At 63.1% G+C, this 26,571-nt stretch carries 26 protein-coding genes; 12 read left to right on the forward strand and 14 right to left on the reverse strand.

The features are described from left to right. Positions 1-84 precede the first annotated feature (84 nt). Positions 85-408 carry a TfoX/Sxy family protein gene (locus tag LB545_RS30205; RefSeq protein ID WP_224706261.1) on the reverse strand — a complete coding sequence of 108 codons (324 nt, stop codon included), beginning with the start codon at positions 406-408 and terminating at the stop codon, positions 85-87. A 91-nt stretch (positions 409-499) separates the two neighbouring features. Here LB545_RS30205 and LB545_RS30210 point away from each other — a divergent pair, with 91 nt between their 5' ends. Continuing rightward, positions 500-997, forward strand: coding sequence for a GFA family protein (locus LB545_RS30210; protein WP_224706262.1), 498 nt, complete (start codon positions 500-502; stop codon positions 995-997). Positions 998-1,158: 161 nt separating this feature from the next. Here LB545_RS30210 and sufA read toward each other — a convergent pair whose 3' ends face one another. From sufA to LB545_RS30245, 7 genes are all read right to left on the reverse strand, one after another. Next, a complete protein-coding gene (gene sufA, locus LB545_RS30215; protein ID WP_006206001.1) occupies positions 1,159-1,539 on the reverse strand; it encodes a Fe-S cluster assembly scaffold SufA in 381 nt (126 codons plus the stop codon). A 101-nt stretch (positions 1,540-1,640) separates the two neighbouring features. Next, a complete protein-coding gene (locus LB545_RS30220) occupies positions 1,641-2,033 on the reverse strand; it encodes an SUF system Fe-S cluster assembly protein (RefSeq protein WP_140493873.1) in 393 nt (130 codons plus the stop codon). Between the two features lie 5 nt (positions 2,034-2,038). Next, positions 2,039-3,274, reverse strand: coding sequence for a cysteine desulfurase (locus LB545_RS30225; RefSeq protein WP_140728280.1), 1,236 nt, complete (start codon positions 3,272-3,274; stop codon positions 2,039-2,041). Between the two features lie 183 nt (positions 3,275-3,457). Next, positions 3,458-4,726: a Fe-S cluster assembly protein SufD gene (gene sufD / locus LB545_RS30230; protein ID WP_140515796.1), complete on the reverse strand. Its 1,269-nt coding sequence runs from the start codon at positions 4,724-4,726 to the stop codon at positions 3,458-3,460. Between the two features lie 25 nt (positions 4,727-4,751). Next, positions 4,752-5,507 (reverse strand): Fe-S cluster assembly ATPase SufC, encoded by a 756-nt coding sequence (gene sufC, locus LB545_RS30235; RefSeq protein ID WP_140624752.1) that lies wholly within the window; start codon positions 5,505-5,507, stop codon positions 4,752-4,754. A gap of 27 nt (positions 5,508-5,534) precedes the next feature. After that, positions 5,535-7,052, reverse strand: a complete 1,518-nt coding sequence (gene sufB, locus LB545_RS30240; protein ID WP_224706263.1) for a Fe-S cluster assembly protein SufB — start codon at positions 7,050-7,052, stop codon at positions 5,535-5,537. Positions 7,053-7,237: 185 nt separating this feature from the next. Further along, positions 7,238-8,401, reverse strand: coding sequence for a cysteine desulfurase family protein (locus LB545_RS30245; RefSeq protein WP_140728277.1), 1,164 nt, complete (start codon positions 8,399-8,401; stop codon positions 7,238-7,240). 241 nt (positions 8,402-8,642) lie between these two features. Between LB545_RS30245 and LB545_RS30250 the strand changes: the two genes are divergently transcribed. After that, positions 8,643-9,317: an alpha/beta hydrolase gene (locus tag LB545_RS30250; protein ID WP_140493883.1), complete on the forward strand. Its 675-nt coding sequence runs from the start codon at positions 8,643-8,645 to the stop codon at positions 9,315-9,317. A gap of 15 nt (positions 9,318-9,332) precedes the next feature. Then, complete coding sequence (locus LB545_RS30255; protein ID WP_224706264.1) at positions 9,333-9,983, forward strand: FMN-binding negative transcriptional regulator; 651 nt, start codon at positions 9,333-9,335, stop codon at positions 9,981-9,983. A gap of 17 nt (positions 9,984-10,000) precedes the next feature. Here the strand turns inward: LB545_RS30255 and LB545_RS30260 are convergent, their stop codons facing one another. The 4 genes from LB545_RS30260 to LB545_RS30275 all read right to left on the reverse strand — a co-directional run bounded on the left by LB545_RS30260 (position 10,001) and on the right by LB545_RS30275 (position 13,612). Continuing rightward, positions 10,001-10,669 (reverse strand): phosphatase PAP2 family protein, encoded by a 669-nt coding sequence (locus LB545_RS30260; RefSeq protein WP_224706265.1) that lies wholly within the window; start codon positions 10,667-10,669, stop codon positions 10,001-10,003. A gap of 190 nt (positions 10,670-10,859) precedes the next feature. After that, a complete protein-coding gene (locus LB545_RS30265; RefSeq protein WP_224706266.1) occupies positions 10,860-12,509 on the reverse strand; it encodes an ArnT family glycosyltransferase in 1,650 nt (549 codons plus the stop codon). A 43-nt stretch (positions 12,510-12,552) separates the two neighbouring features. Next, on the reverse strand, positions 12,553-12,885 hold the full coding sequence (locus LB545_RS30270; protein ID WP_140493889.1) for a lipid-A-disaccharide synthase N-terminal domain-containing protein: 333 nt from the start codon (positions 12,883-12,885) through the stop codon (positions 12,553-12,555). Further along, positions 12,878-13,612 (reverse strand): glycosyltransferase family 2 protein, encoded by a 735-nt coding sequence (locus LB545_RS30275; protein WP_224706267.1) that lies wholly within the window; start codon positions 13,610-13,612, stop codon positions 12,878-12,880. The genes LB545_RS30270 and LB545_RS30275 overlap by 8 nt, the downstream gene beginning before the upstream one ends. Positions 13,613-13,911: 299 nt before the next feature. Here LB545_RS30275 and tyrS point away from each other — a divergent pair, with 299 nt between their 5' ends. Continuing rightward, the gene (tyrS, locus tag LB545_RS30280) at positions 13,912-15,165 is read left to right on the forward strand and encodes a tyrosine--tRNA ligase (protein WP_140631606.1); all 1,254 of its coding nucleotides are present in this window, start codon (positions 13,912-13,914) and stop codon (positions 15,163-15,165) included. Positions 15,166-15,172: 7 nt separating this feature from the next. Here tyrS and LB545_RS30285 read toward each other — a convergent pair whose 3' ends face one another. After that, positions 15,173-18,562 carry a DUF3971 domain-containing protein gene (locus LB545_RS30285; RefSeq protein ID WP_224706268.1) on the reverse strand — a complete coding sequence of 1,130 codons (3,390 nt, stop codon included), beginning with the start codon at positions 18,560-18,562 and terminating at the stop codon, positions 15,173-15,175. Between the two features lie 95 nt (positions 18,563-18,657). Here LB545_RS30285 and LB545_RS30290 point away from each other — a divergent pair, with 95 nt between their 5' ends. Further along, a complete protein-coding gene (locus LB545_RS30290) occupies positions 18,658-19,125 on the forward strand; it encodes a peroxiredoxin (RefSeq protein ID WP_140493897.1) in 468 nt (155 codons plus the stop codon). A gap of 160 nt (positions 19,126-19,285) precedes the next feature. Then, positions 19,286-20,590 carry a M23 family metallopeptidase gene (locus LB545_RS30295; RefSeq protein ID WP_140556941.1) on the forward strand — a complete coding sequence of 435 codons (1,305 nt, stop codon included), beginning with the start codon at positions 19,286-19,288 and terminating at the stop codon, positions 20,588-20,590. Between the two features lie 36 nt (positions 20,591-20,626). On the opposite strand, the gene LB545_RS30300 is transcribed toward LB545_RS30295, so the two are convergent. Continuing rightward, a complete protein-coding gene (locus tag LB545_RS30300; RefSeq protein ID WP_181165117.1) occupies positions 20,627-20,776 on the reverse strand; it encodes a hypothetical protein in 150 nt (49 codons plus the stop codon). Between the two features lie 167 nt (positions 20,777-20,943). On the opposite strand from LB545_RS30300, the gene LB545_RS30305 reads away from it, so the two are divergent. The 6 genes from LB545_RS30305 (at position 20,944) to LB545_RS30330 (ending at position 26,195) form a co-directional block, all read left to right on the forward strand. Further along, positions 20,944-22,107 (forward strand): ROK family transcriptional regulator, encoded by a 1,164-nt coding sequence (locus LB545_RS30305; protein WP_224706269.1) that lies wholly within the window; start codon positions 20,944-20,946, stop codon positions 22,105-22,107. Further along, positions 22,107-22,871, forward strand: coding sequence for an ATP-binding cassette domain-containing protein (locus tag LB545_RS30310; RefSeq protein WP_140493903.1), 765 nt, complete (start codon positions 22,107-22,109; stop codon positions 22,869-22,871). The genes LB545_RS30305 and LB545_RS30310 overlap by 1 nt, the downstream gene beginning before the upstream one ends. A 39-nt stretch (positions 22,872-22,910) precedes the next feature. After that, the gene (locus LB545_RS30315) at positions 22,911-23,951 is read left to right on the forward strand and encodes a sugar ABC transporter substrate-binding protein (protein WP_140556945.1); all 1,041 of its coding nucleotides are present in this window, start codon (positions 22,911-22,913) and stop codon (positions 23,949-23,951) included. A 105-nt stretch (positions 23,952-24,056) separates the two neighbouring features. Further along, positions 24,057-25,052 (forward strand): ABC transporter permease, encoded by a 996-nt coding sequence (locus tag LB545_RS30320; RefSeq protein ID WP_140568190.1) that lies wholly within the window; start codon positions 24,057-24,059, stop codon positions 25,050-25,052. Then, positions 25,049-25,834 (forward strand): SDR family NAD(P)-dependent oxidoreductase, encoded by a 786-nt coding sequence (locus LB545_RS30325; RefSeq protein ID WP_224706270.1) that lies wholly within the window; start codon positions 25,049-25,051, stop codon positions 25,832-25,834. The genes LB545_RS30320 and LB545_RS30325 overlap by 4 nt, the downstream gene beginning before the upstream one ends. A 157-nt stretch (positions 25,835-25,991) precedes the next feature. Next, positions 25,992-26,195, forward strand: coding sequence for a CsbD family protein (locus LB545_RS30330; protein WP_140493912.1), 204 nt, complete (start codon positions 25,992-25,994; stop codon positions 26,193-26,195). Positions 26,196-26,571: the final 376 nt, after the last annotated feature.

The raw sequence follows: 26,571 nt of genomic DNA on the forward strand, positions 1-26,571 counted from the left end.
ACAGTGAAACCGGCAATCTCCCCCCTTGCGGGGGAGATGGCCGGCAGGCCAGAGGGGGGTGTGAAGGAACTCGACGGCTGCGCTTCACTTCCCCGCCAGCCGCCCCGCCTCATAGGCCCGCCGCGCCCATACCGCCATCTCGTCGGGGTCGTCGAAGGCACTATCGGGAATGCTCCAATAGGGCATCGCCACCAGCTTGCCGTGCAGGGACCCGGTGTAGGTCCACTGCGTGCAGCCGGCGGCCTCGAAATCGGGCGCGCTTTGCTCGTCCGCTTTCAGCATCAATTCGCCGCGCAGCACGATGGCGACGATGACGCCGTCGGCATAGATGCCCTTGCCGCCGAACAGTTTCCGGATGCTGACCGGGCCCAGGCTCTGGAAGAGTTCTTCTATGCGTTCATTGTCCATGCGCGGATCATGTCACCGCGATCCGGCCTTGTCATCGGCGCAACCAAAACCATGCTGACAGGTTGAAAAGGGGTCGATCGGAGTTCCCGCCATGCCTGTCCTGCTCAAGGGGTCCTGCCGCTGCAATGCCGTTCGTTTCGAGGTGGAAAGCCACACGCCCGTGCCGTTCATGCTGTGCTACTGCTCGATCTGCCGCAAGCAGCAGGGCGGTGGCGGTTTTGCCATCAATCTCGGCGCCGACTACGAGACGATGACCATCCGGGGCAAGAGGAGCCTCGGCGTCTATCGGGCCGAGATCGAGGACGACGAACATCCGCATTGCGAGATCTCGACCGGAGAGCGCAATTTCTGCCGCAAATGCGGATCGGCGCTGTGGCTCTACGACCCGACCTGGCCGGAACTCGTCCATCCCTTCGCCTCGGCGATCGACAGCGACCTGCCGAAACCGCCAAGAAAGGTGCATCTGATGCTGAAATACAAGGCCAACTGGGTCGAGCCCGATGTCGGGCCGAGCGACAAGGTGTTCGACGTCTATCCCGAGGAATCGATCGCCGACTGGCATAAGCGGACCGGGACGTGGGTGGAGTGAGTGTCTTCGCTGCGTTCTAAGGGAGGTGAGGAGTGGTCTGCGCAGCAGGCGGGAAGCCAATTGCGCGGCTTTTCGAATGACGAACGCCGGCAGCGGGGCTATCGCTGCCCCTCATCCGGCCCTGGGGGACACCTTCTCCCCGTAAACGGGACGAAGGAAGGTCAGGCGGAGGCGCGTGCTTCTGCCAGCGCCTTGAGGTCGGCCGGCTTCAGTTCGACGGATTCGCCGCAGCCGCAGGCCGAGCTCTGGTTCGGGTTGCGGAAGGTGAAGCCGGTGCGCAGCGTCGTCTGCTCGAAATCCATCTCGGTGCCGAACAGGAAAAGTGCTGCTTCCGGCGCGACATAGACATGGGCGCCGTCGCGCTCGATGTGGTCGTCCTTGGTATTGGGTTCGGTCACCAGGTCGACCGTGTATTCCATGCCGGCGCAACCGCCCTTCTTGATACCGAGGCGAATGCCATGCGCATTCTCACGCGTGGCAACGATCTCGCGCACCCGGTCGGCGGCCTTTTCGGTCATCGTGATGACGGCAAAGCGTCCCATCTTTTTCCTTCTCCATTCCATGCAGGTTCAAGGCCTGCCGAATGATTCCTCACCTAAAATGGTGAAGTTTTGCCACTGGCGCAAGTGTGCCGGACTCGACGTCAGTACCAGCCCACCGCCACCTGCGCCTCTTCCGACATGCGATCGGGCGACCAGGGCGGGTCGAATGTCATGTTGACCTCGACGCCCGACACGCCTTCGACGGCGCCGACGGCGTTCTCAACCCAGCCCGGCATCTCGCCGGCCACCGGGCAGCCGGGCGCGGTCAGCGTCATGTCGATCTTGACCGAACGGTCGTCCTCGATGTCGATCTTGTAGACGAGGCCAAGCTCGTAAATATCGGCCGGGATTTCCGGGTCGTAGACCGTCTTCAGCGCCGAGACGATGTCGTCGGTCAGCCGCGCCAGTTCGTCGGCGGGAATTGCGGAGGCGGAAACCACCGCATTGGCGGCCGCGTCGGGAACAGCATCGGTGGCTGTGCTGGCATCTTCCATTATCGTCACCCGAAAAACTTGCGCGCTTTTTCCAACGCATCAGCCAAAGCATCGACTTCGGCTCGCGTATTATACATGCCGAACGACGCCCTGCATGTGGAGGTTACGCCGAAGCGTTTCAACAGGGGCTGGGCGCAATGGGTGCCCGCGCGCACAGCCACGCCTTGCCGGTCGATCACCATCGACACGTCATGGGCATGAATGCCTTGCAGCTCGAACGAGATGATGGCGCCCTTGCCGGGCGCGTCGCCGAAGATGCGCAGCGAGTTGATGGCGCGCAGCCGCTCGTGCGCATAGTCCTTCAAATCGGCCTCGTGCGCGGCGATGCGCTCGCGGCCGATCTTTTCCATGTAATCGAGCGCGGCGCCGAGCCCGATCGCCTGGACGATCGGCGGCGTACCGGCCTCGAAGCGGTGCGGCGGGTCGTTGTAGGTGACGATGTCTTCGGTCACCTCCTCGATCATCTCGCCGCCACCCATGAACGGACGCATGCGCTGCAAGATGTCCTTCTTGCCATAGAGCACACCGATGCCGGAGGGACCGTAGACCTTGTGGCCGGTGAAGACGAAGAAATCGCAGTCGAGGTCCTGCACGTCGATGGGCATATGGACGGCGCTCTGGCTGCCGTCGACGAGCACGGGAATGCCGCGCGAATGCGCGATGCGCACGATCTCCTTGATCGGCGTCACCGTGCCCAGCGCGTTCGACATCTGCGTGATGGCGACCAGCTTTGTGCGGCCGGTCAGTCGCTTCTCGAATTCCTCGATGTGGAAGACGCCGAGATCGTCGACCGGCACCCACACCAGTTTGGCGCCCTGCCGCTCGCGGATGAAATGCCATGGCACGATGTTGGAGTGGTGCTCCATGATCGACAGCACGATCTCGTCGCCCTCGCCGATATTGGGCATGCCATAGCCATAGGCGACCGTGTTGATCGCCGATGTCGTGTTCGAGGTGAAGACGATATTGTCGGTGCTCGGCGCATTGAGGAAGCGGCGAACCGTCTCCCGCGCCTTCTCATAGGAATCGGTCGCTGCATTGGACAGGAAGTGCAGGCCGCGATGGACGTTGGCGTATTCCTGGGCATAGGCGTGCTGGACCGCGTCGAGCACCGCCTGCGGCTTCTGCGCCGAGGCGCCATTGTCGAGATAGACGAGAGGTTTGCCGTAGACTTCGCGTGACAGAATCGGGAAATCGCGGCGGATCGCCTCGACGTCGTAGGTTTCGACTTTCTGGTCCATCATAAGCTCTCTTGAGGCACTGCCTCATTCCGTCCAACACCCCTCATCCGTCTCGGCGCTTCGCGCCGATCCACCTTCTCCCACAAGGGGAGAAGGTCAGGCGCTCTTCCTTCTCCCCTTGTGGGAGAAGGTGGCCGCAAAGCGGCCGGATCAGGGGTGTTCGCCGGAGCGAGCCCTATCCACTCATCCATGCGCCGCAAACCAGCCGTCGAGCCTGGTCTCCAGGGCCTCGACGATCACCTCGTCGTCCAGTTCCTCGATCACCTCGGCGATGAAGGCCTTCACCAGCAGACCACGGGCGCTCTTCTCGTCGATGCCGCGCGCCATCAGGTAAAACAGATGGTTGTGGTCGATCTCGGTGACGGTGGCGCCATGACCGCAGACCACGTCGTCGGCGAAGATTTCGAGTTCCGGCTTGGTCGAGAACTCGCCGTCGTCCGACAGAAGCAGCGTGTTGCAAGCCATTTTGGCGTTGGTCTTCTGCGCGTATTGATGGACGTTGATGCGGCCCTGGAAGACACCACGCGCCTTGCCGGTCACGACATTGCGGATCACTTCCGTCGACGTGGTGTGCGGCACCGCATGATCGAGCACCATGGTGGTGTCCGTGTGGGCGTCGCCGGCCAGCAGGTTGATGCCGCGCAATTGGAAGTCGGCGCCCTCGCCCGTCGTCTTCACCACGACCTCCTGGCGCACGAGCTTGCCGCCGGCGTTCATGACGAACAGCGTCAGCTTCGCATTCTTGCCGATATGAGCCTTGAACTGCGCCAGATGCGTTGCCGTGTCCGGCTGCTCCTGGATGATCAGCCACGTCACCTCGGCGCCTTCGCCGAGCACGAGCTGGCTGACCGAGCTGACAAGGGCCGCGCCCTCGCCGGCCTGGCGTTCGACGATCACAGCCTTGGCGTCGGCGCCGGCGCGCACGGCCAGGCGTACATGCGTCTGGCCGCCGGCCTGCAGGTTTTGCAATTCGATCGGCTTTTCCACTTGGGTGCCATCGGCGATGTCGACGAAATAACCGTCGGCGACGAAAGCCGTGTTCAACGCCCCGATGGCATCGTCGCTGCCGTAGGGATCGAGCCCAGGCGCGATGCTGCCGTCGGTCAGTTTCTCCGACAGGCACTGGACGCTGACGCCTTCGATTGCGGGCGTTTTGGCGCTCGACACGCCGTTGAGAAGCGGCAACACGGTGGAACCTTCAACGACTGGCGCGATGGCTTTGGCCACGGCCGTCGGGTCGAAGTCCGGCACCGCATTCAGCAGCCGGCGCAGGTCGGTGTAGTGCCAGGATTCGATACGCCGGGTCGGCAGTCCGTGCTTCACCGCCTCGATGGCGTCGTCGCGCTTCAACATCACCGCGCCGTCGCCCGGCAGCAGCGACAACCGTTCGCCGAAAGCGTCGATCAACGCTGTTTCGGCCGGTGTCCGCTGGGGTTGTGTGTGCATGTTCATCAGTTTGACCTTGCCTTCTGGCATCTCACGCGGCTTCACCGATCACGCCGGCATAGCCATTGGCCTCGAGGTCGAGCGCCAGCGACTTGTCGCCGGACTTGATGACCTGGCCCTTGTAGAGCACGTGCACGGTGTCGGGCACGATGTGTTCGAGCAGCCGCTGATAGTGCGTGATGACGACAATGGCGCGCTCGGGCGAGCGCAACGCGTTGACGCCATCGGAAACGATCTTGAGCGCATCGATGTCGAGCCCGGAATCGGTCTCGTCAAGCACGCAGAGCTTTGGCTCCAAAAGCTTCATCTGCAGGATCTCGGCGCGCTTCTTCTCACCGCCGGAGAAGCCGACATTGAGCGGCCGCTTCAGCATGTTCATGTCCATGTTGAGCGAGCCGGCGGCTTCCTTCACCCGCTTCAGGAATTCGGGGATCTTCAGCGGCTCCTCGCCGCGCGCCTTGCGCTGCTCGTTCATGGCAACCTTCAGGAACTCCATAGTCGCCACGCCCGGTATCTCCATCGGATACTGGAAGGCCAGGAAAATCCCCGACGTCGCGCGCTCGGCCGGATCCATTTCGAGGATCGATTGGCCGTTGTAGAGGATATCGCCCTCGGTGACCTCGTAGTCCTCGCGGCCGGCGAGAATGTAGGACAGCGTCGACTTGCCCGAGCCATTCGGCCCCATGATGGCCGCGACCTCGCCGGCTTTCACCGAGAGGTTCAGGCCGCGGATGATTTCGGTGCCGTCATCGACGATGCGGGCATGCAGGTTCTTGATCTCAAGCATTCTTTTGTTTCCTGAATATCTGTCCGGTCAGCCGACCGAGCCCTCGAGCGAAATCCCGATCAGCTTCTGTGCCTCGACGGCGAATTCCATCGGCAGCTGCTGGATGACGTCCTTGACGAAGCCATTCACGATCAGCGCGATCGCTTCCTCCTCCGGAATGCCGCGCTGCATGACGTAGAACTTCTGGTCCTCGGAAATCTTCGACGTCGTCGCCTCATGCTCGAACTGAGCCGTCGCGTTCTTGGCTTCCATGTAGGGAACCGTGTGGGCGCCGCACTGGTCGCCGATCAGCAGCGAGTCGCAGTTGGTGAAGTTGCGCGCGTTGGTCGCCTTGCGGTGCGCCGAAACCTGGCCGCGATAGGTGTTCTGCGAAAAGCCGGCGGCGATGCCCTTGGAGATGATGCGGCTCGACGTGTTCTTGCCGAGATGGATCATCTTGGTGCCGCTGTCGACCTGCTGGTAACCGTTCGACACGGCGATCGAATAGAACTCGCCGCTGGAATCGTCGCCGCGCAGGATGCAGCTCGGGTATTTCCACGTGATCGCCGAGCCGGTCTCGACCTGCGTCCACGAGATCTTCGAGCGGTGGCCACGGCAATCGCCGCGCTTGGTAACGAAGTTATAGATGCCGCCCTTGCCCTCGGCGTCGCCGGGGTACCAGTTCTGCACGGTGGAATATTTGATTTCGGCGTCATCGAGCGCCACCAGTTCGACGACTGCGGCATGGAGCTGGTTCTCGTCGCGCTGCGGCGCCGTGCAGCCTTCGAGATAGGAGACGTAGGCCCCCTCCTCGGCGATGATCAGCGTGCGCTCGAACTGGCCGGTGTTCTTCTCGTTCATGCGGAAATAGGTCGACAGTTCCATTGGGCAGCGAACGCCCTTGGGCACGAAGACAAACGAGCCGTCGGTGAAGACGGCCGAATTCAGCGTCGCATAAAAATTATCCGACGTGGGCACGACCGAGCCGAGATATTTCTTCACCAGTTCCGGATGCTCGCGGATGGCTTCCGAGATCGAGCAGAAGATGACGCCCGCCTGCGCCAGTTCCTTCTTGAACGTGGTGACGACGGATACCGAATCGAACACGGCGTCGACGGCGACGCGGCCGGACTTGTAGACGTTGTCGCTGGCATCCTCGAGCTCGAACGCATCGGTCTTCTGCACGCCGGCCAGGATCTCCTGCTCCTTCAGCGGAATGCCGAGTTTCTCGTAGACCTTCAAGATCTCCGGATCGACGTCGCTGAGCGAGCTCGGTCCGGGCGTGCTCTTCGGCGCCGCGTAGTAATAGATGTCCTGGAAATCGATCTTGGGATAGTTGACGCGCGCCCAGGTCGGCTCTTCCAGCGTCAGCCAGCGCCGATAGGCTTCCAGACGCCATTCCAGCATCCAGGACGGTTCGTCCTTCTTCGCCGAAATGAAACGGATGATGTCTTCGCTCAGGCCCTTGGGGGCCTTGTCGACAGCGATTTCGGTCTGGAACCCGTATTTGTATTGGTCGACGTCGATCTTTCGGACCCGATCGATCGTGTCCTGCACAGCAGGCATATGCGTTCTCCATCCACGCCGGGGTCAAGGCCCGACAGTTTTCAAACTATGGCACCGCCGGATAAGCACCCAAGGAGCACCCGCGGCGGCGTAAGTTTCATATAGTGCGCCTCGGCCGGAAATTCACCCGGCCAGCATGAAACGCACGGCTCTACCAGGCCGAAAGGCCCAAATTCGTCCAACCGCTACGCGGCCTTCTCCTTGCCCACCCGACGTGCGGCGATTTCTGCCAACGCCAGGCGGAACGCCTCGATGTCCTGCGCGCCGGTCGCCGCGCCGATCGACAAGCGCAACGCACCCGGACTGTCACCTTGACCCATGGCCTTCAGCACATGGCTCGGACCGACTTTACCCGACGAGCAGGCGGAACCCGCCGACAGCGCCACACCGGCCAGGTCGAAGGCGATCTGTACCGTTTCGGCCTTGGCGCCGGGAATAGCGAAGAATGTCGTGTTGGCAAGCCTCGGTGCGCCGGTTCCGAAGATTTCCACGTCCGGTATCAACATTTTAACGATGGCCTCGATCTCGTCGCGGCGCCGACGCAGGGCGTCGATGGCCTCCAATCCGATGAGAGCCTCCCGCGCCGCCGCGCCAAATCCCGCAATGCCGGGCAGGTTCTCGGTGCCGCCGCGATGGCCCTTTTCCTGGCCACCGCCGTTGATGAGCGGCTTCGGCATCATCAGATCGGCAGCGGCGACGATGGCGCCGACGCCCTTGGGGCCGCCGATCTTGTGCGACGACAGTATCAGATAGTCGGCGTAACCCGCCGAAATGTCGATTGAAATGCGCCCTGCCGCCTGAACCGCGTCTACGACGAGGACACCGCCGACCGACTTTACGATTTCGGCGATACGATCGACCGGCTGGATGACACCAGTCTCATTATTGGCGGCATGGATTGCCACCAGCGGCAGGCCGGCGGCCTTATCGTGCGCGGCAAGCGCGTTTGCCATTGCTTCGAGGTCGACAATTCCATTGGCGTCGACGCCGATCCGCGTCACCTGCGAGGCCGGGAAGGACCCGCCGTTCAACAGGCAGGGGTGGTCGGCTTCGCAGATATAGAGATGGCTCATGCGGATGATCCCGCGCCCCATCCGCCAATCGGGCGTCAGCAGCGTCGAGGCGGCTTCCGTGGCGCCTGACGTGAACACGACATGCCCAGCCTTGGCCTTCACCAATTCCGCCACATCACGCCTTGCAGTTTCGATCAGGCGACGCGCCGCACGCCCTTCGGCATGGACCGATGATGGGTTGGCGGCCACATCGAGCGCCGCGACCATAGCCTCGCGTGCCGCTGCAAGCAGCGGCGCACTGGCATTGTAGTCGAGATAGGCGCGCATTCCGGCCATTTTCTTCCAGTTGGTCCCGTCAGAAGCCATTCCACCGAGATATCGCGTTATTTCCTTGAAATTCCAAGGCAAGCCGTCCTATTTACCCGGCTTGCGGCGCGGGCGGCCGGGCGATTGCGTTCCGGCCACCCAGTTTTGAACAATTCTAAACTAGCTTCTATGAAGACGCTCGCCCTGCGTCAAGGCCAGAGGAAGGTTCTCCGGGCGCCGCGCATTCTTATTACCCAAGTTGGAGTATTTCATGCCTGAGGTCATTTTCACCGGTCCGGCCGGCCGTCTGGAGGGTCGCTACCAGCCCTCGAAGGAAAAGAGCGCGCCGATTGCCATTGTCTTGCATCCGCACCCGCAATTCGGCGGGACGATGAACAACAAAATCGTCTACGACCTCTTCTACATGTTCCAGAAGCGCGACTTCACCACGCTGCGCTTCAATTTCCGCGGCATCGGCCGCAGCCAGGGCGAATTCGATCACGGCACCGGCGAATTGTCGGATGCGGCCGCCGCACTCGACTGGGTGCAGTCGCTGCATCCGGATTCCAAGAGTTGCTGGGTTGCCGGCTATTCGTTCGGCTCGTGGATCGGCATGCAGCTTTTGATGCGCCGGCCCGAGATCGAAGGCTTCATCTCGGTCGCGCCGCAACCCAACACCTACGACTTTTCCTTCCTGGCGCCCTGCCCCTCCTCGGGGCTCATCATCCATGGCGACGCTGACAAGGTGGCGCCGCCGAAGGACGTGCAAGGCCTGGTCGACAAGCTGCACACGCAAAAGGGCATCACCATCACGCAGAAGACCTTGCCCGGCGCCAATCATTTCTTCGCCAACGATGCCGAACTGCTGATCGAGGAATGCGCGGATTATCTCGATCGCCGGCTGGCCGGCGAATTGTCGGATCCGCGCCCGAAGCGGCTGCGCTAAGGACGGATAATCGCAATGTACCAGCCTCCTCATTTCCAGGAAACACGGCCGGACGTGCTGCACGGGCTGATCCGGGCACATCCGCTCGGCCTCTTGGTTTCCAGCGGACCCGAGGGGCCGGTCGCCGACGCCATTCCGTTCCTGATCGACGCCGATGTCGGGCCAAATGGCAGGCTGCGCGCACATCTGGCTAGAGCCAATCCGCAATGGCGGCTTATCGCCGACAATCCGGCCTCGACGGTGCTGATCGTCTTCCAGGGCAGCGACGCCTATGTGACGCCGTCCTGGTACGAGACCAAGCGCGAGACCGGCAAGGTGGTGCCGACCTGGAACTATGCCATCGTGCAGGTGCGCGGCATCGCGAAGGTGATCGACGATCAGGACTGGCTGGCGCGGCAGATCGCCGACCTGACGGCTTCGCAGGAAGGCACGCGTGAGGCGCCATGGGCGGTAACGGATGCGCCTGCCCCGTTCATCCAGTCGCAGATCAAGGGCATCATCGGGCTGGAGATCGAGATCGCCGAAATCCATGGCAAATGGAAGGTCAGCCAGAACCGTCCCGTCGCGGATCGCGCAGGCGTTGCGCACGGGCTTGAAAGCGAGACGGCAAATTCGTCCGACATGGTGAACCTGGTAAGGTCCTATGGCGGACTGAACGGCGACTAAATCCCAGGCTCGATGGATCAGACGGCCGTTCGGCTTGTTCGACCGATCAGCCGAAACGTCTGCTTGCGCACCGGCAATCCCGATCGTGTCGGGCTGAAGATGAAGCCGAGCCGGGCAAAGGCCAGTCCGCAAACCAGCGCGAAGGCAAAGCCAAGACCAAAGCCGGCGACGGTATCACTCGGATAATGCGCGCCGACGAAGACCCGCGTCGAGGCGATGCAGGCCGTGATCGGCAAGGCGATGTACCAGCGCCGCGGGAACAAAAGCAGCAGGATGCCGAACACGGCCCCCATGGTCGTGGCGTGACCGGACGGGAAACCGGCAAAGCGCGCATCGAAGGCGAAGGGACGCAGCGAGAGCACGCCGAGATCCTGAAAATAGAGCGGACGCGCCCGGCCGACCGCATATTTCAGGACATTGACCAGCAGGCCGGACAGGCCGATGGCGCTCAACGCAAGGAACGCCAGGCAGGTCCAATTGTAGACGAGTATCAATGACCGCCGCGACAGGCTTCGCCAGTCCGTCAGATTGGCCCCTATGAGCAAGAGTGCCGGAGGGATGAGATACCAGCCGCCTAGGCCGAACTGCGTCAGGAACTCGGCAAGCCGGCCGAAGCCCGCCGACCACCTGCCGTGCAGCAGTCCCGCCGGGGTGTCGAGGCCGACGAATGCCGCTGCCGTCAGCAAAATCCAGGTTGAGATCCAGAGCGGCCATAGGATTCTGGGATACGAAGCGGAACGAGCGGCGAAGCGCCCTCTGACGATCCGCAGCGTGTCGCGGAAATTTCCAACGGACCGACGCACCACCGCAGCGGGCGCAATGGAAACGGAAGGGCGCGGTTTCACCAGCATTGAAAACCCGATCCCGTTGTCGAACTCATTGGGCGATACGGTAGAGGCCGAGCGACATTTTGTCTCCCGATGAAAAGTTGACCCCGTCGATCGTCGTAAGACGGCTCGCCACCTTGCCTTGCCCGGCCAGCAATCCATTGAGTTTCTGCTCATCCTCGACCGGCGCCAGTCCCAGCGCGCAGGCGGGGTCGGCAAGCAGATGCTTTACCACGCCATCGATGTCGGTCAGCACCGTTTTCGTACCCACCAGGAACACAAGACTCGGCTCGTGATACCGCGCCGATGCCAGCACCGAGGTGTCGCAAGGCTTGTTGGCGCGCACAGCCTCGTTGATCGCCGGGCTCAGCCATATCGGCTTCAAGGACGGGGCGATGACACCAAACAGCAACCCATAGGCGATGCCCGCGCAGGCCGCGACGGCGCCGATACGGGCAAGCGGCACTTGCAGCTGTCGCGAGAAGGCCAGGTAGCCGGCGCCGAGCGCTGATGCGGCCGCCGGAATGCTCCACCAGGAGAAAGTATGGGTGAGATAGATCGGGGCGCCCACGCAGACCGCAGCCAGGCCAAAGCTGACCACGACCAGGCCGAAGGCCGTCGACCACCACAACCATTGCTGCCAACGCCGGAGCGGCGCATTGGCTTCCTGCGGCTGCAATGTCAAAAGCCAGCCGATCAGCAGCGCCATGCCGGGATAGGCCGGCAGCACGTAGTGCGGCAGCTTGGTCGGAATCAGTTCGAATACCAGCCAGAAGGGGATGTACCAAGCGAGGCAGAAGCGCAGCCTGACATCGTCGCGCAGCCGGTTGAGGGCTTGCAGGCCGGCGCCGACGGCGATCAGGCCGAACGGCCACATGAACAGCGAATAGGTCAACATGTAGAAGCCGGGCGGCAGGCCGTGCGATTCCTCGCCCTGGGCGACCTTGCCGAGCATATCCTTGCCGACAGCCTGCTGGAGGAAGGCGCCGTCGCTTTTCCAGGTGATCAGGGCGAGCCAGGGCAACACGATCAGGACGACGAGCAGCAGGCCGCGCCCCAACTTGAGCTTCGACAGCCAGCGCCCGTCGCGTTCGAATGCAAACAAGACAGCGATGGTGAGCGCCGACAGCAGTGGGGCGATCGGCCCCTTGATGAGGATCGCGGCCCCTTGCGCCAGCCAGAATATCCACCACAGATGGCCGGCGACGGGCTCGTTGCGGCGCGATGCCAGGTAAATCTGCGCCAGCGCGCCCTGCGCCGCCACGCAGCAGGCCAGCAGCATCGCATCGGTCTTGGCGTCGCGGCCCTCGAAGGCGGTGGCGAAGATCGCCGCCATCACCAGGCCGGCGGCGATGCCGGCACTGGCTCCGAAAAGCCTGGTGCCCGTCCAGGCGATGCCGAGAACGGCCAGGGCGATGCCCAGCGTCGACACCAGGCGGTAGACCCATATTGGTGCGGCGGCGCCCTTGCCGCTCAGAGCCACGGCCGCGGATTGCAGCCAATAGATGCCGATCGGCTTCTGGTAGCGCGAAGCGTCCTGAAAGCGGATGTCGACATAATCGCCGCTCTCGACCATCTGCTTGGTGGCCTGGACGAAGCGCGGCTCGTCACGGTCCAGCGGCGGCATGGACGCAAGTCCCGACACCGTCATCACCAGGCTGAACAGGAAAAGAAGGATGTAGTTCCTGTTCAGCGCCATATTCCAGCCTCTCCGACCATTCTTCCCTGATGCGCAAAGCCGCTCAATCGACCTTCGTCATCGCCGCCTTGCGTTCATTGGCGATCAGCCAGAGATTTCTGATGTAGATGAACAAGCCCATGCCCTGGCCGGCGATGAACACCGGGTCCTGCCGCTTGATCGCATAAATCAGCAACAGACCTCCGCCGAACAGCGAGAAGAACCAGAAGGCGATCGGCACGACGCTTCGCTTGGCCTTTTCCGATGCGAGCCACTGCACGACGAAGCGCATGGTGAAAAAGAACTGGGCGACGAAGCCGAGCAGGATCCACGCGTTGAACTGTTCGATGAAGACCCGGTGGATCCAGGTCACCAGTTCCTGAAGCACGTTAACCATGCGTGATTTCCTCTACTTTTGGCATCCGGCGACGCCTGCGGCGCAGCCACCAGACGCCGCAGAGATCGAGCACGCCCTGCAGGCCACGGTCGAAAATTCCGTAGTTCGACTTGCCGTGGCGGCGGGAGCGGTCGACGACGTCGCAATGCACGACATGGTATCCTTCCTGGATGACCAGCGCCGGAACGAAACGATGGGTGCCGTCGAAGAACGGCAGCTTGCGCAGGATCTCGGTGTGGACCGCCTTCAGGCCGCAGCCTGTGTCGCGCGTCTCGTCATGCAGGATGGCGTTTCTCAGCCAGTTGGCGAACCGCGATGCCAGTTGCTTGACCTTGCTGTCGCGGCGCTTCAGGCGTTGCCCTTGCGCGGCGCCGTAGTCGGGCCCGGCCCGCCGCAAGGCGTCGACCAGCATGGGAATGTACTGAGGATCGTTCTGGCCATCGCCGTCGATCGTGGCGACGATGCTTCCGCGCGCCGCCCAGGCGCCGGAGCGTACCGAGAGGCTCTGGCCGGCGGATTTCTCGTGCCGCAATTCCCTGACTGGAAACGGGCGAAGTGCTGCCTGCCTGGCGAGAACGGCTGCGGTTTCGTCGGTCGAGCCGTCGTTGACGATGATCAGTTCGAAGTCGCGCCCGGTCATCGCCGCCTCGATCTCATCGATCAGCAGCGGCAGGTTTGCCGCCTCGTTCCTGCAAGGAATGACGATGGATATCAATGCGTCCGGCATGTCGCGTGGGGCTCTGTCGTCGGATATGGCATTGGGTGGATGCCGTGCGGTGCCGCTTGAGGTCGTGGGCTGCAAGGACCTTTTGGCGCGCGCCTCATTACGCCAGCACAAACAATGAAGCAAGCATCCGCGCCGAGAGGCGGCTTGCGGCGTTTCAACAACAAGTGATTGCCAAGCCCCTGGTCGAAGTGCGATCGGGCGCAACACCGGAATCCACTTTTGCTGATCGCGCTTGGGTGCTAAACGCGCGCTTTCACATACGCCCGCGCCGGACGGGCGGACGCTTCGGGAAAGAAAAAATGCCTGCCTTCAAATCCGATTTCCTGCGCACGATGAGCGAGCGCGGCTTCATCCACCAGACTTCGGATGATGCCGGGCTGGACGATCTCTTCGCCAAGGAGACGGTGACGGCCTATATCGGCTTCGACGCGACCGCCAAGAGCCTGCACGCCGGCTCGCTGATCCAGATCATGATGTTGCACTGGCTGCAGCAGACCGGCCATCGGCCGATCGCCTTGATGGGCGGCGGCACCTCGATGATCGGCGACCCTTCCTTCAAGGACGAGGCGCGCAAGCTTCTGACCCCGCGCGACATCGACGACAATCTCGCCGGCATCCGCCGCAATTTCATGCCGTTTCTCAAATTCGGCAGCGGCCCGAATGACGCGATCATGGTCAACAACGCCGACTGGCTGATGGAGATCAACTACGTCAATTTCCTGCGCGACGTCGGCCGTCACTTTTCGGTCAACCGCATGCTGGCGTTCGATTCCGTCAAGCTGCGGCTCGACCGCGAGCAGTCGTTGTCCTTCCTCGAATTCAACTACATGATCCTGCAGGCCTACGACTTCGTCGAGCTCTACAAGCGCCTCGGCTGCCGTCTGCAGATGGGCGGCTCCGACCAGTGGGGCAACATCATCAACGGCATCGATCTCGGTCGCCGCATGGAGGACGCGCAGCTTTATGCGCTGACGACGCCGCTGCTCACCACCTCGTCGGGCGCCAAGATGGGCAAGTCCGCCACGGGCGCGGTCTGGCTCGATGCCGAGATGCTCTCGCCTTACGAATTCTGGCAGTATTGGCGCAACACCGAGGACGCCGATGTCGGCCGTTTCCTGAAGCTCTACACGACGCTGCCGTTGGACGAGGTGGCGCGCCTGGAGAAGCTCGGTGGGTCCGAGATCAACGAGGCGAAAAAGATCCTCGCCACGCAGATCACCGCGTTGCTCCATGGTCGCGGCGCCGCCGAACAGGCCAGCGAAACCGCACGCAAGACCTTCGAGGAAGGTGCCCTCGCCGAGACGCTGCCGAGCGTCGAGGTTGAAAACGCCAAGCTCGAAGCCGGCGTCGGCATCCTGGCGCTGCTGGTGACCGCCGGGCTGGCGGCGTCCAACGGCGAAGCGCGGCGGCATGTGCAAGGCGGTGCGGTGCGGCTCAATGATCAGCCTGTCAGCGATGACCGTCGCACGGTCACGCTTCAGGATTTGAGTCCGGAAAACGTCGTAAAGCTTTCACTGGGCAGGAAAAAACACATTCTGGTGCGGCCGATCTGAGGCCCCTTCACCGGTACTCGAAGATCGACCTGAATATCCCCGGCGCGATCACCGAGAGCGGGTTGATGTCGAGCAGCGGCTTGTTGGCGTTGCCCTTGAGCCGGTAGGTCACGCCGATCAGGCCGCGGTCGCGGCCATTGCCCAAAAGCGCGCCGACGATGGGCAGTTCACCGAAGATGCGGTTGAGGCCGTATACCGGCATGAAGGTGCCGGTCATGTCCATATTGTTGTTCTGGTCATAGAGCGTGCCCTGGAACGTCGTGCCGATGCGGGGACCGCGCAGCACGCCGTTGGCCAGCCTGAGATAGCCGCTGCCCTTCTCGATCTCGGCGTAACCGCGTTCGAACTGTACCCGCGAGGTGTCGAGCTTGCCCTTGACCGCCTGATTGAGGCTGCGGCTGTCGCCTGCGGGTGTGGTCGAGACGATGGATGCGAGCTTCGGTTCGTTGACGACGAAGAAGTTCGTCGTGTCCACCTTGCCCTTCATCGGCCCGTCGCCCGCTCCCGACAAGGCCAGGGCAATCGCCCCACCTTCCATGTGCTCGTAGATGTTGAGAAATCTCAGTATCGCACCGGCGTCCGCCGACTGTACGTTAAGCGAGCGCCGGCCGGCGCTGCTCGTGTTGCTGATGGCTATGGCGGCTCCCGAACTTGCAGTGGCGCTGACCTTCAGCCCGTTCACCTTCGAACCGGCCGCGCTGTAGTCGAGCTTGAGGTTGGACAGTTGCTCGTCGTGGAAACCGGTCAGCCGATCGACGTCGGCGCTGACGGAAATCGCGTCGGCGCCCGTCGTCTTGGTCGCGGTGTCGACGTCGGAGGTGAACTGCTTGATCAGCGAGCGGGCATCCAGGGCATTGCCGCTGATGTTGACTGCATAGCCCCTGCCCGATCGCTTGACGGATACCGCCACGTCGTCGCCCCGGTTCAGCGCGACTTTGCTGAACTTTGCCGACGACAGGGCCCCGTTGACCAGCACGATGTTGCCGTCGACGGAAAATGTCTTGCCGCCGAGGTCGAAGTCGGACAGCGTCGTGGTGTCGCCGGACGTGGTCATGACGAATGTAGCACTTGCGGGAATCCCTGCCCCCTTGCTCCATCCGGCCCAGGGGATGTCGAGCCTGGCATTGGTCAGGTCGGCCGAGACGTTCTGGTTGCCGTCGCCGCTTTTGTCGATCGCGACCTTCACGGTTCCGCCCAACAACGGGGCCAGCCCCGGCATGGCGGCGGCGCGGATCTTGTCGTCGAGCACCAGGGCCACCTTGCGGCTGCGTGCCGGTCCGCCATCCTCCAGCGGCTCGATCAGGTCGAGTTCGGCGGGAATGCCGTTCAGGGATGCCTTGGCGGAAATGACAGCCTTTTCAGGGTCGACCGTGACGGAACCGTCGGCATCCGTCACGGTCTGGCCTTCGAACGGCTTGGCCAATGAAAGCCCGCTGTAGTCGAGCGATACCAGCCAATCGAGCTTCGAGCTGTCGACACCAGATTGCAGCGGAATATCGGCCCTGACATGGCCGGTGACGCTGCCGGACAGGTCTTCGGGCAGGAAGCCGACATGGCGCATGGCATTGATCGGCTCGTAGGAGGCAAGTTCAGCGACCGCGGACGCTTCGCCGGCAACGTCGATGTCGAGCGCGCCGACGACCGGCGGGCGGTTGGCCGCCTTGACGGTCAGCGTGCCGTTGCTGGCCGCCACGGTGCGGCCGCTGGGCATGAAGACGGTGCCAGAGGACAGGGAGATATCGACGTCATTGCCGTGGAAGGCGACGACACCGACGGCATCGCGTATCGGCGGAATGCGGCCAGCCGTGTCGAAACGCGATCCTTCGATCTGGAAGCGGCCGAACACCTCGTCGGCGGAAAGCGGCACGCCATTGCCGAGGCGATCAGGCACCACCTGGAATTGAAGATTGGCATCGACGACGCGGCCGCCGAACAGATTGTCCAATACCCAGAGCCGCGCGTTGCGCGCCGAAAACCATGGCCAAAGCTGTTTGACGTGCGAGACCGGCATGTCATGCACGTTGAGCGCCAGATTGATGCCGGGAGCCTTGCCGTCAACGAACTGCACGGCCGCGGTTCCAAGGACCTCGCTGGAAGCGGCCGACCGGACCGCGATCTGATCGGCTACCAATTTATGGCTTTTGGTCTGGTAGACGCCGGCGATGCGGGCAAGGAAGGTGAGCGCTGGCTCCGGCGATTCCGAAGGCGCCAGCGTCGAGCCGTCACTGGTCAGATCGTATCGGTAGGCCGGCTCCTCTCCGGCGGCGGCGGTCGCGGGCCTGGGCCCGATCGAGCCGGCGAAATCGAAGGTCGAGCGGCCGGTCTTCAGCAACAGCCTGTCCACCTGGATCTTGTTGCTGCCGCGGACGAGCGTGGCGCCGAGATCGACATCGGCCGACAGCAGGCCACGCGTGCCGAGATCAAGCACCGATCCCCTGGACGACAGGGCAGCCGTCAGCCGCGACGCGGTGTCGTCGGCCCCCTGCGACCCTTTGAGCGTCACGCTGAGCGCCCCCAACTTGCCGCCGGACGCCATTGCGCCGCTTTCGCCGCCGTCTTCGGCGATGCCGACGGTGGCATCCAGCGACATCACGCGCCGGGTCTCGGCATCGCGGCTGGCGGATGCGGCGACGGTCACCGCCTTGCCGTCGACATTTGCCTGCGAGGAGAACTCCATGCCGCCTGTCCCCGACTGCAGGACGACCGCGTCGGCGACGGTGATCAACCTGACCGCCTCGGTGTCGGGCAAGACGAATGCCACATTGTGAAGATCGATACGGTGCAGCGATTCCTCGCGCACCGCATCGAGAGCGTGATTGATGTTGGCAAAGAGCGCATCGGACAGTTTTTCGGGATCGATCAGCCCGTCCCGATTGCGCAGCTCGGCCGTCCAGTCGCCGCCCGACGGCATCGCCGCGGTAACGATGCGCGCATCGGAAATCCTGGCGCTGGTCAGCCGCACCTCGCCTCGAAGCAGCGGCAGCAGGCGGATGCCGAAACGTACCCTGCCCGCATCGGCCATGGGTTTACCGTCGCTGGCCTTCAGGCTGACGTCGCTCACCTGGAGCGCGACGAAGCTCGAACTGTCGAGGGTGATGCGGGCGGGCCCGACCGCAACATCGACATCGACGCCCGCAAGCTTCTCGATGGCGGCCTCCGCCTCGACGCGCAGCCGGTCGGCCCCTATTCCGGAGACACCGATGAGATAGACAGCCACCGCCGCCAGCAGCACCAGCGCAACGGCGCCGGCAAACAGCCGCGATAGGATACGAAAGCCGCGGCCGATCGCCGCCTGGCCGAGCGGCGGAACGCGGCAAGCCGATGGCAAGGCGCCCAGGTCGGTGATTTCATCCCGCCTGAACCTGATCTTCTCGTGCTGCGGTTGCTCCTGATCCACGCAATTTTCCGTTCTACGAACTCGCTCGTGGACGAATCCCCGCTCGACACTATATCGGTGTGGCTTCGCGCGTAACCTCAAACAAGGGCATGGATATGGCTGACCTCAATGTGGGCGATCCCGCGCCGCAATTCGAGTTGCCGCGGGACGGCGGTGGTTCGCTCAGCCTGGCCGGCTTTGCCGGCAGACCTGTCGTCCTCTACTTCTACCCACAGGACGACACCACCGGCTGCACCGCCGAAGCGATCAGCTTTTCGCAGCTGAAGCCGGAGTTCGAGAAGGCCGGCGCCGTCGTGATCGGCCTGTCGCCCGACAGCGCCAGGAAGCACGACAAGTTCAAGTCGAAATACGATCTTACCATCGACCTTGCCTCCGACGAGGAGCGCAAGGTGATCGAGGCCTACCACCTTTGGGTCGAAAAATCGATGTATGGCCGCAAATACATGGGTGTCGAGCGCGCGACGTTCCTGATCGGCCGCGACGGGCGCATCGCCAGGATCTGGCGCAAGGTGCGCGTCAAGGGCCATGCCGAGGAGGTGCTGGAAGCTGTGCGGGCGATTTGAGGGGGGCGCCTCCGCGCCCTTGTTTTCAGAAAGCGATGCGAAGCAACCCCATGCTCGCTTTGCGGGCAATTCTTGCCGGCGTCTTGCTTCGGCAAAGCTTTGTTAACCTTAATAATGTGTAGTCGGGCTGTCGTGGTGTCGTAAACGAAAGCTTGGTCCCGTGAACGCAACCGGTCAGTCCGCGATCTTTGGCAGGCGCAAGGAACCGCATACAGTCATCATCGCCCGCGGCAGCGAGATCAGGCACTTCACGATCCGGCCCTGGCTGGTTGTATTTCTCGGTTCGGCGCTGGCGGCGATCGCCATCGGTTACCTGCTGGCCACCTCCTATCTCGTGCTGCGCGACGACCTGATCGGCGCCACCACCGCGCGCCAGGCGCGCATGCAGCAGGCTTACGAAGACCGCATCTCGGCGCTTCGCGCCCAGGTCGACCGCATCACCAGCCGGCAGTTGCTTGACCAGCAATTGATGGAAACCAAGGTGAGCGAGCTTTTGGAGCGCCAGACGCAACTCAGCCAGCGCCACGGCCGCCTCGGCCCGCTGCTCGACCGCGCCGAAAATGAAGTCGGCGCAGCGACGGCCGAAGATCCGGCAGTGCCGGCAAAGCCTGACAAACACGCCGAAGTGACCGGCAGCATCGCCCAGCCTGCTCAAAGCTACGCGCTGGCCAGCCTCGGCGCCGCCCCTGGCGCCGCCGACACCAGGCCGTTCTCCCTGTGGGCGACCCGCTCCGATCCGCTGCCGAACGATTCAGCCGCCGATCGTGCCGACAAGCTGTTCATTTCGATCAACAAGTCGTTGAAATCCATCGAGAATGACCAGCTCACGCGCATCAGCATACTTGCTGACAACGCCTACAAGAATGCCGACGCCATAACCCAGGCGCTCGAGGCGGCCGGGCTGCCGGTCGACAGCGACTTCGGCAAGAACGAAAGCGATGTCGGCGGACCGCTGATCCCGCTTGACAGCTCGATGTTTTTCGACAGCAAGGTCAAGGAACTGGACGAGGCGCTGGACACGCTCGACCAGCTCAAGAAGGAAGCACGCCGGCTGCCGCTCGCGAATCCCGCACCCGGTCATTCCGTCACCAGCCCGTTCGGGGTGCGCACCGACCCGATCCTCGGCACGGCCGCCCTGCATTCGGGAATGGACTTCAGGGCGCCGATCGGCATGGCGGCCAAGGTCACCGCGCCAGGCGTGGTCATCAAGGCGGGCTGGAATGGCGGCTATGGCCGCATGGTCGAAGTCGATCACGGCAATGGGTTTGCCACGCGCTATGGACATCTCAGCGAAATCGACGTGACCGTGGGCGAAAAAGTGGATGCCGGCGCTGTCATCGGCAAGACCGGCAGCAGCGGTCGCTCGACCGGCCCGCATCTGCATTACGAAGTCCGCCACAATGGCGAAGCGATCGATCCTTTGCGTTTCCTCACGGTCGGCAAGAAGGTCGCGCAGTATCTCTAACGCACGGGCCCAGGCCGCCGCCATCCCGCGCCGTCCTCATTGCTTTTTCGCATCCTTGTCGCCGTTCAGGGCTTTTCCCTTTCGAGGCGACCGCAAATTGTCGAAGCCCATATAGTGGTCGGTATCAGATGTGTTCCATCTGCCGCCCAGGCAGATGATGGCAATGGCCGCGGCGAAGATCAGCAAGACATAAATCTTATCCATGTTCCGCCATCTAGGGCGCGGTGATCAGCCGGACACCGGCCGGCTTTTCCGCCGTAGCGGGCGCGTCGCTCAAATGCGGTGCATTTTTGAATTCCATTTGACTGAATAAATATTTGGTGCCAACCTTGCCTCAACCGGGGACGCAAGGCATGGCATTGCGAGGGACCAATCAGGAGTTCGGGCGGCCGTACAACCGACGCATCGTGCTCGAATCGATCCGCCGGTACGGTCCCATCGCCAGGGGCGATATCGCCAGGCATGTCGGCCTCACCGTTCAAACCGTATCGACCATCGTTCGCGAACTGGAGGAGCAGGGTTACGTCCTGTCCGTACGCGAGGAGCCGAAGGGCCGTGGCCTGCCACCGGCGACGCTGCGCATCAATCCCGAGGGCGGCTATGCCGTCGGCATCCACCTGACGCCGCTGGGGATCGACGCGGCGCTGATCAATCTCAGCGGTGACGTGATCGACAGCTTGCACCGCGGGGCCCCCAACGCGACGCCCGATCATGCGTTCGACCAGGTCCGCGCCATGGTCCGCGACCTGACCGGAACGCGCGCCGCGGGCCGCGTCATCGGCATCGGCATGGCGCTTCCCGGCCCGTTCGGCGTGGACACGATGAGCTTCATCGGGCCGACCACAATGGCCGGCTGGAAGGACGTGGCGCTGCGCGAGCGGCTGACGGCGGCGACAGGATTGCCGGCCTTTTTCGACGGCGACATGGCTGCGGCCGCCGTGGGCGAGCGCCTCTACGGCATCGGCGCCCAGCATTCCGAATATTACTATCTCTATTTCGGCGTCGGACTTGGCAGCGCCATGATGCATGACGGCAGCGTGCTGCGCGGCGCCTGGGGCAATGCCGGCGAGATCGGCCATATTCCCGTCGTTCCCTATGGCGAGCTTTGCCCGTGCGGCAATCGCGGTTGCCTCGAACGTTATGTCTCGCTCGAAGCGCGAGGGCGCTGGAAGGGCAGCGATGCCGATTGGGTCGCCGAGGTCGGCCCGATCTTCCGCAACGCCATTGCCATCATCGAGAACCTTTTCGACCCCGAGACGGTCGTGCTCGGCGGGCTGGCGGCGCCGGACCTGCTCGAACGCCTGGCGAGATCGGCTGCGCCTCTGCACAATTCGGTTTCGGCCCGCAAGGACCGCAAGACGCCACGCATCGTCGTCGCCGGCGGCGGCCAGCAAGCCGTGCTGCGCGGCGCGGCCGCATTGGCCGTCTCTGGCGTGTTGTCGCCACGCTTCGGCCAGATGTTCACCGCCGAGCGCGAACGCGGCCGCGATATTCTGACAGCCGGGGAGGTTGCCTGATGAGCGAACCCCTGCTGGTGCTCGACAACGTCACCAAGAACTATGGCGCGATCCAGGCGCTGAAGGGCATCAGCTTCTCGATCGGCAAGGGCGAGGTGGTCGCGTTGCTGGGCGATAACGGCGCCGGGAAGTCGACGCTGGTCAAGATCATCGCCGGCGGCCTGGAGCCCACCTCCGGCCGCATGCTGTTCGAAGGCAAGGAGTTCCTTGCCAAATCCCCTGCCGAGGCCAAGGCGGCGGGAATCGAGACCGTCTATCAGGACCTGTCGCTGTGCACGAATGTCGACGTGGTGGCCAATTTCTTCATGGGCCGTGAGATCACGCGCAAGGTGCTCGGCATTCCAGTGCTCGACGAGCGGGCGATGGAGGCCGTGGTCGGCAAGGCGCTTGCCAGCGCCGGCACCCGCATTCCGTCTTTGCGCACCAATGTCGAGCATCTTTCGGGCGGCCAGCGGCAAGCCATCGAGCTCAACCGCTTCGTGCACTGGGGCGGCAAGCTGGTGCTGCTCGACGAGCCGTTTGCAGCGCTTGGCGTCGAACAGACGCGGCGCGGCCTCGACATGATCCGCCAGGTGGCGAACCAGGGCATCGGCGTCGTCATCATCACCCACATCATGCAGCAGGCCTTCCAGGTCGCAGACCGGATCGTAGTGATCCGGCAAGGCGTCGTGGCCGGCGATGTCGCACGCAACAAAACAAGTCCCGATGCGGTGATCAACATGATCACCGGGGAGACGCTTGCCGGTGCCGGACCGGCGGGCTGAGGGACAAAAGAGGGGTCCGGCACTAGAGGAGCCAACGACATGAAACGAATACTTCTTTCTGTCCTCGGTATCCTGGCACTGGCAGTTGCCACGCTCACGCCGGCATTCGCCCAGTCCAAGGGTACCGTCTACTACATGGTGCCGACCTTGCTCGATGAGTTCCAGACCGGCTCGGTGAGCGCGCTGGAACTGTTCCTGAAACAGGTCGGCTACGAGATGAAGACGCTGAACGCCGACAACAAGACCGACGCCCAGCAATCGCAGATGAACGACGTCATCGCGCTGAAACCGAAGGCGATCATCCTGGCCGCCGTCGACTTCAACGCGCTGAAGCCGTCGATCGAGGCCGCGCGCGCGGCCGGCATACCTGTCGTGGAATTCGATCGCCAGATCACCTCCACTCCGTCCGACTTCACCTCGGTAGCCGGCACTGTCGAGATCGGCCACGTCGCCGCCGAACAGGCCGAAGCGCTGCTGAAGGCCAAGAACGGCGCTGTGAAGGGCAAGATCCTGCAGGTGCTCGGCGACCCCGGCGATCCCTACACGCTCGACATCCAGAAAGGCTTTGAAGAGAAGATGAAGGCGTTCCCGGACGTCAAGATCATCTCGCTGCCGGCCATGCAATGGGAGGCCAGCAACGCCGGCACCATCGTCGCCGACCAGATGCTTGCCAACCCCGACATCGACTTGATCTTCAGCCACGCCGCGCATCTTTCGGTCGCCGCCGTCGCCTCGCTCGAGGCCGCCGGCAAGAAGCCGGGCGACGTCATGCTGATGAGTTCGAACGGCGCGCCGGTCGGCCTCGACCTGATCCGCAAGGGCTGGCTCAACGTCGAAGTCGAACAGCCGCTCTACGCGCAGGCCGCGGCGGTCGCCATGTTCATGGACAAGGTCGTCAACAAGCAGGAGATCAAGCCCGGCGACTATGACGTGCTTGGCCTGAAATCGGTGGTGACCAAGGAGGCCTGGGGCCCGAACATCAAGATCCCGGGTGCCGCGATCACCAAGGAGAACGTCGACAACCCGGCCTTCTGGGGCAACCAGAAGCCGCCGAAGGACACCGTGAAGTCCGTCGAATAAACCTTCCCCAGAACGGCTCCGGGCCACCCGCCCGGAGCCGCCCTGCCCGGCAGAATTGCCCGGCATAGAGCCGCCGCGGCATTCGAACCCAAACCGGATCAGCCCATGAGCCCCCGCACCCGTCAAATCCTCGAGTTCGTCCTCGATAATCTCGTCTGGTTCATGCTGGTCTTCGTGCTGGTGGTGTTCTCCCTTTTCATTCCCAACTATTTCCAGCTCGGTATTTTCGCCAACATCATCGAAGCCTCCAGCGTGCTAGGCGTGATGTCGATCGGCCTGGCGCTGGTCATCATCGCCGGGCACATGGACCTGTCGGTCGAATCGGTGGCTGCGCTCAGCGCCATGGTGGTCGGCATCCTGTTCTGCTCTTCGGGCATCGGCTTCGGCGTACAGTTGCATCCGGACTGGCTGATGGTGCCGGTCTCGCTGCTGCTGGCGCTTGCCGTCGGCGGCGTCATCGGCGCCTTCAACGGTGTCCTGGTCGTCAAGGTCAAGATGAGCGCCTTCATCATCACGCTGGCCTCCTACATCTGGGTGCGCGGCCTGGTGCTGGTCATTTCCGGCGGCCGTTCGGCGCAGGATCTGGCGCCTGCCATCCGCTGGTTCGGCATCCAGCGGCTGATCGGCCTGCCGCTCACCGCCTGGATCGCGATCGCCTGCTTCGTCGTCTTCTCGCTGATCATGGCCAAGACGCCTTTCGGCAGGCATCTGGTGATGATCGGCGGCAACGAGACGGCGACCTTCCGCGCCGGCATCCGCGTCAACCGCAACCTGATCATCGCCTTCGTGCTTGCCGGCGCCATAGCCGGCCTTGCCGGCTGGCTGCTCGCCATCCGCACATCGGGCGCCACCGCCAATCTCGGCGTTGGCCTGCTGTTCAACGCCTTCGCCGCCGTCGTCATCGGCGGCGTCAGCCTGAAAGGCGGCGTCGGCACCTTACCCGGCGTCTATGCCGGCGTGCTGCTTTTGTCGGCCATCAACACGGCGATCAATCTGATGGGCCTGCCCGCCAACTTCACCCAGGTCATTCACGGCTTGCTGGTGCTGGCGGCGGTCCTGCTCGACGCCTTCAAGCAAACCATTCGCCAGAGGCTCGCATGACCGTACGGCCAGAGACCGGAAGACTGTCGGGCAAAGTAGCGCTGATCGTCGGCGCCGCGCGCGGCATCGGCAAGGGCATCGCCCAACGTTTCGCCGAAGAAGGCGCCAGGCTTGTGCTTGCCGACACCGAGATCGAGGTGGGGCGAGCGACCGCCAGTGAACTTGACGCCGCCTTCATCGGCACGGACATCTCGCTTTTGGCCGATGTCGAGGCCGCCGTCGCGCTGGCGCTCGCGCACCATGGCCGCCTCGACATCATCGTCCAGAATGCCGGCATTTATCCCTGGCAATTGCTGGAGAACACCAACCCGGACGACTGGGATCGCGTCATGGCGGTCAATCTGCGCGGCAGTTTCAATGCCGCCCGCGCCGCACTGGTGCCGATGAAGGCGCAGCGCCGCGGGCGCATGCTGTTCACCTCCTCGATCACCGGCCCGCACGTCACCAGTCCCGGCCACGGCCACTATTCCGCGACCAAGGCAGGCATAAACGGGCTGATCCGTTCGGCGGCGCTCGAATTCGCCGGCTACGGCATAACCGTCAACGGCGTCGAACCCGGCAACATTCTCACCGAGGGAATAGAGCTTCACCGGGGTGCTGCCTTCATCAAGAACATGGAAGACGCCATTCCGCTCGGCCGGCTGGGCAGCCCGCGCGACGTCGCCAATGCCTTCCTGTTCCTGGCCTCCGACGATGCCAGCTACATCACCGGCACCACGATTATCGTCGATGGCGGGCAATTGCTGCCAGAGGGGAGCGACTTCAGGCTGGCGCCGCCGTGAACAACGCGTGAGGGGAAACAAGAAGCCGGCGCACATCGTCACTGATGCCAAGCGCAGCCGCAGCGTTCCCGCTGGCGGTGATCGGCGGGGATTTGGCCCACCGGAACCTCATGGCGATACACCCGTTCTTCCATGTGTGATTCAGGAGATAGCCACAATGGATTGGAACCGCGTCGAAGGAAACTGGAAGCAGGTCAAGGGTAAAGTCAAGGAGCAGTGGGGGAAGCTCACTGATGATGATCTCGACCGCATCGCCGGCAAACGCGATCAGCTTGAGGGCATTATCCAGGAACGCTACGGCATCGAGAAGGATCGCGTACGCCGAGACGTCGACGACTGGTATAGTCGGCAGGGCTGGTAGATAGCAGAGCTGCCATAAAAGGCGTCTTCCCGAGAGCCGCTATGCCTACGGTCGACGGGCTCCCCGCCCCTCCCGGCCGTCCGCATGATGGCGCTCGGCGCGCAAAAAGGCACAACGTCTACACCTGCAAGATCTGCGGCCAGAAAGCCGATATGCGCTACCTACGCCGGTGGATGAGCAGCCGGATCATAGGCCCTTGAGATCGGCTGGAACTCGCTCATGTGGCGCAGATGTTCCGCTATCGCGGAATATCGAACCATAAGGTTTTCTGGCATTATACTTCCTGGCGGACCCCAACCCGCCTGGCCGGCGTCCTGCAAGTCGGGTTTACCCCACCCGCCCCCAAAAAAGGGCGCCGGCCACCTCCGCTCGGCAC

The sequence above is a fragment of the Mesorhizobium sp. BR1-1-6 genome (assembly GCF_020165355.1).
Taxonomy (GTDB): domain Bacteria; phylum Pseudomonadota; class Alphaproteobacteria; order Rhizobiales; family Rhizobiaceae; genus Mesorhizobium.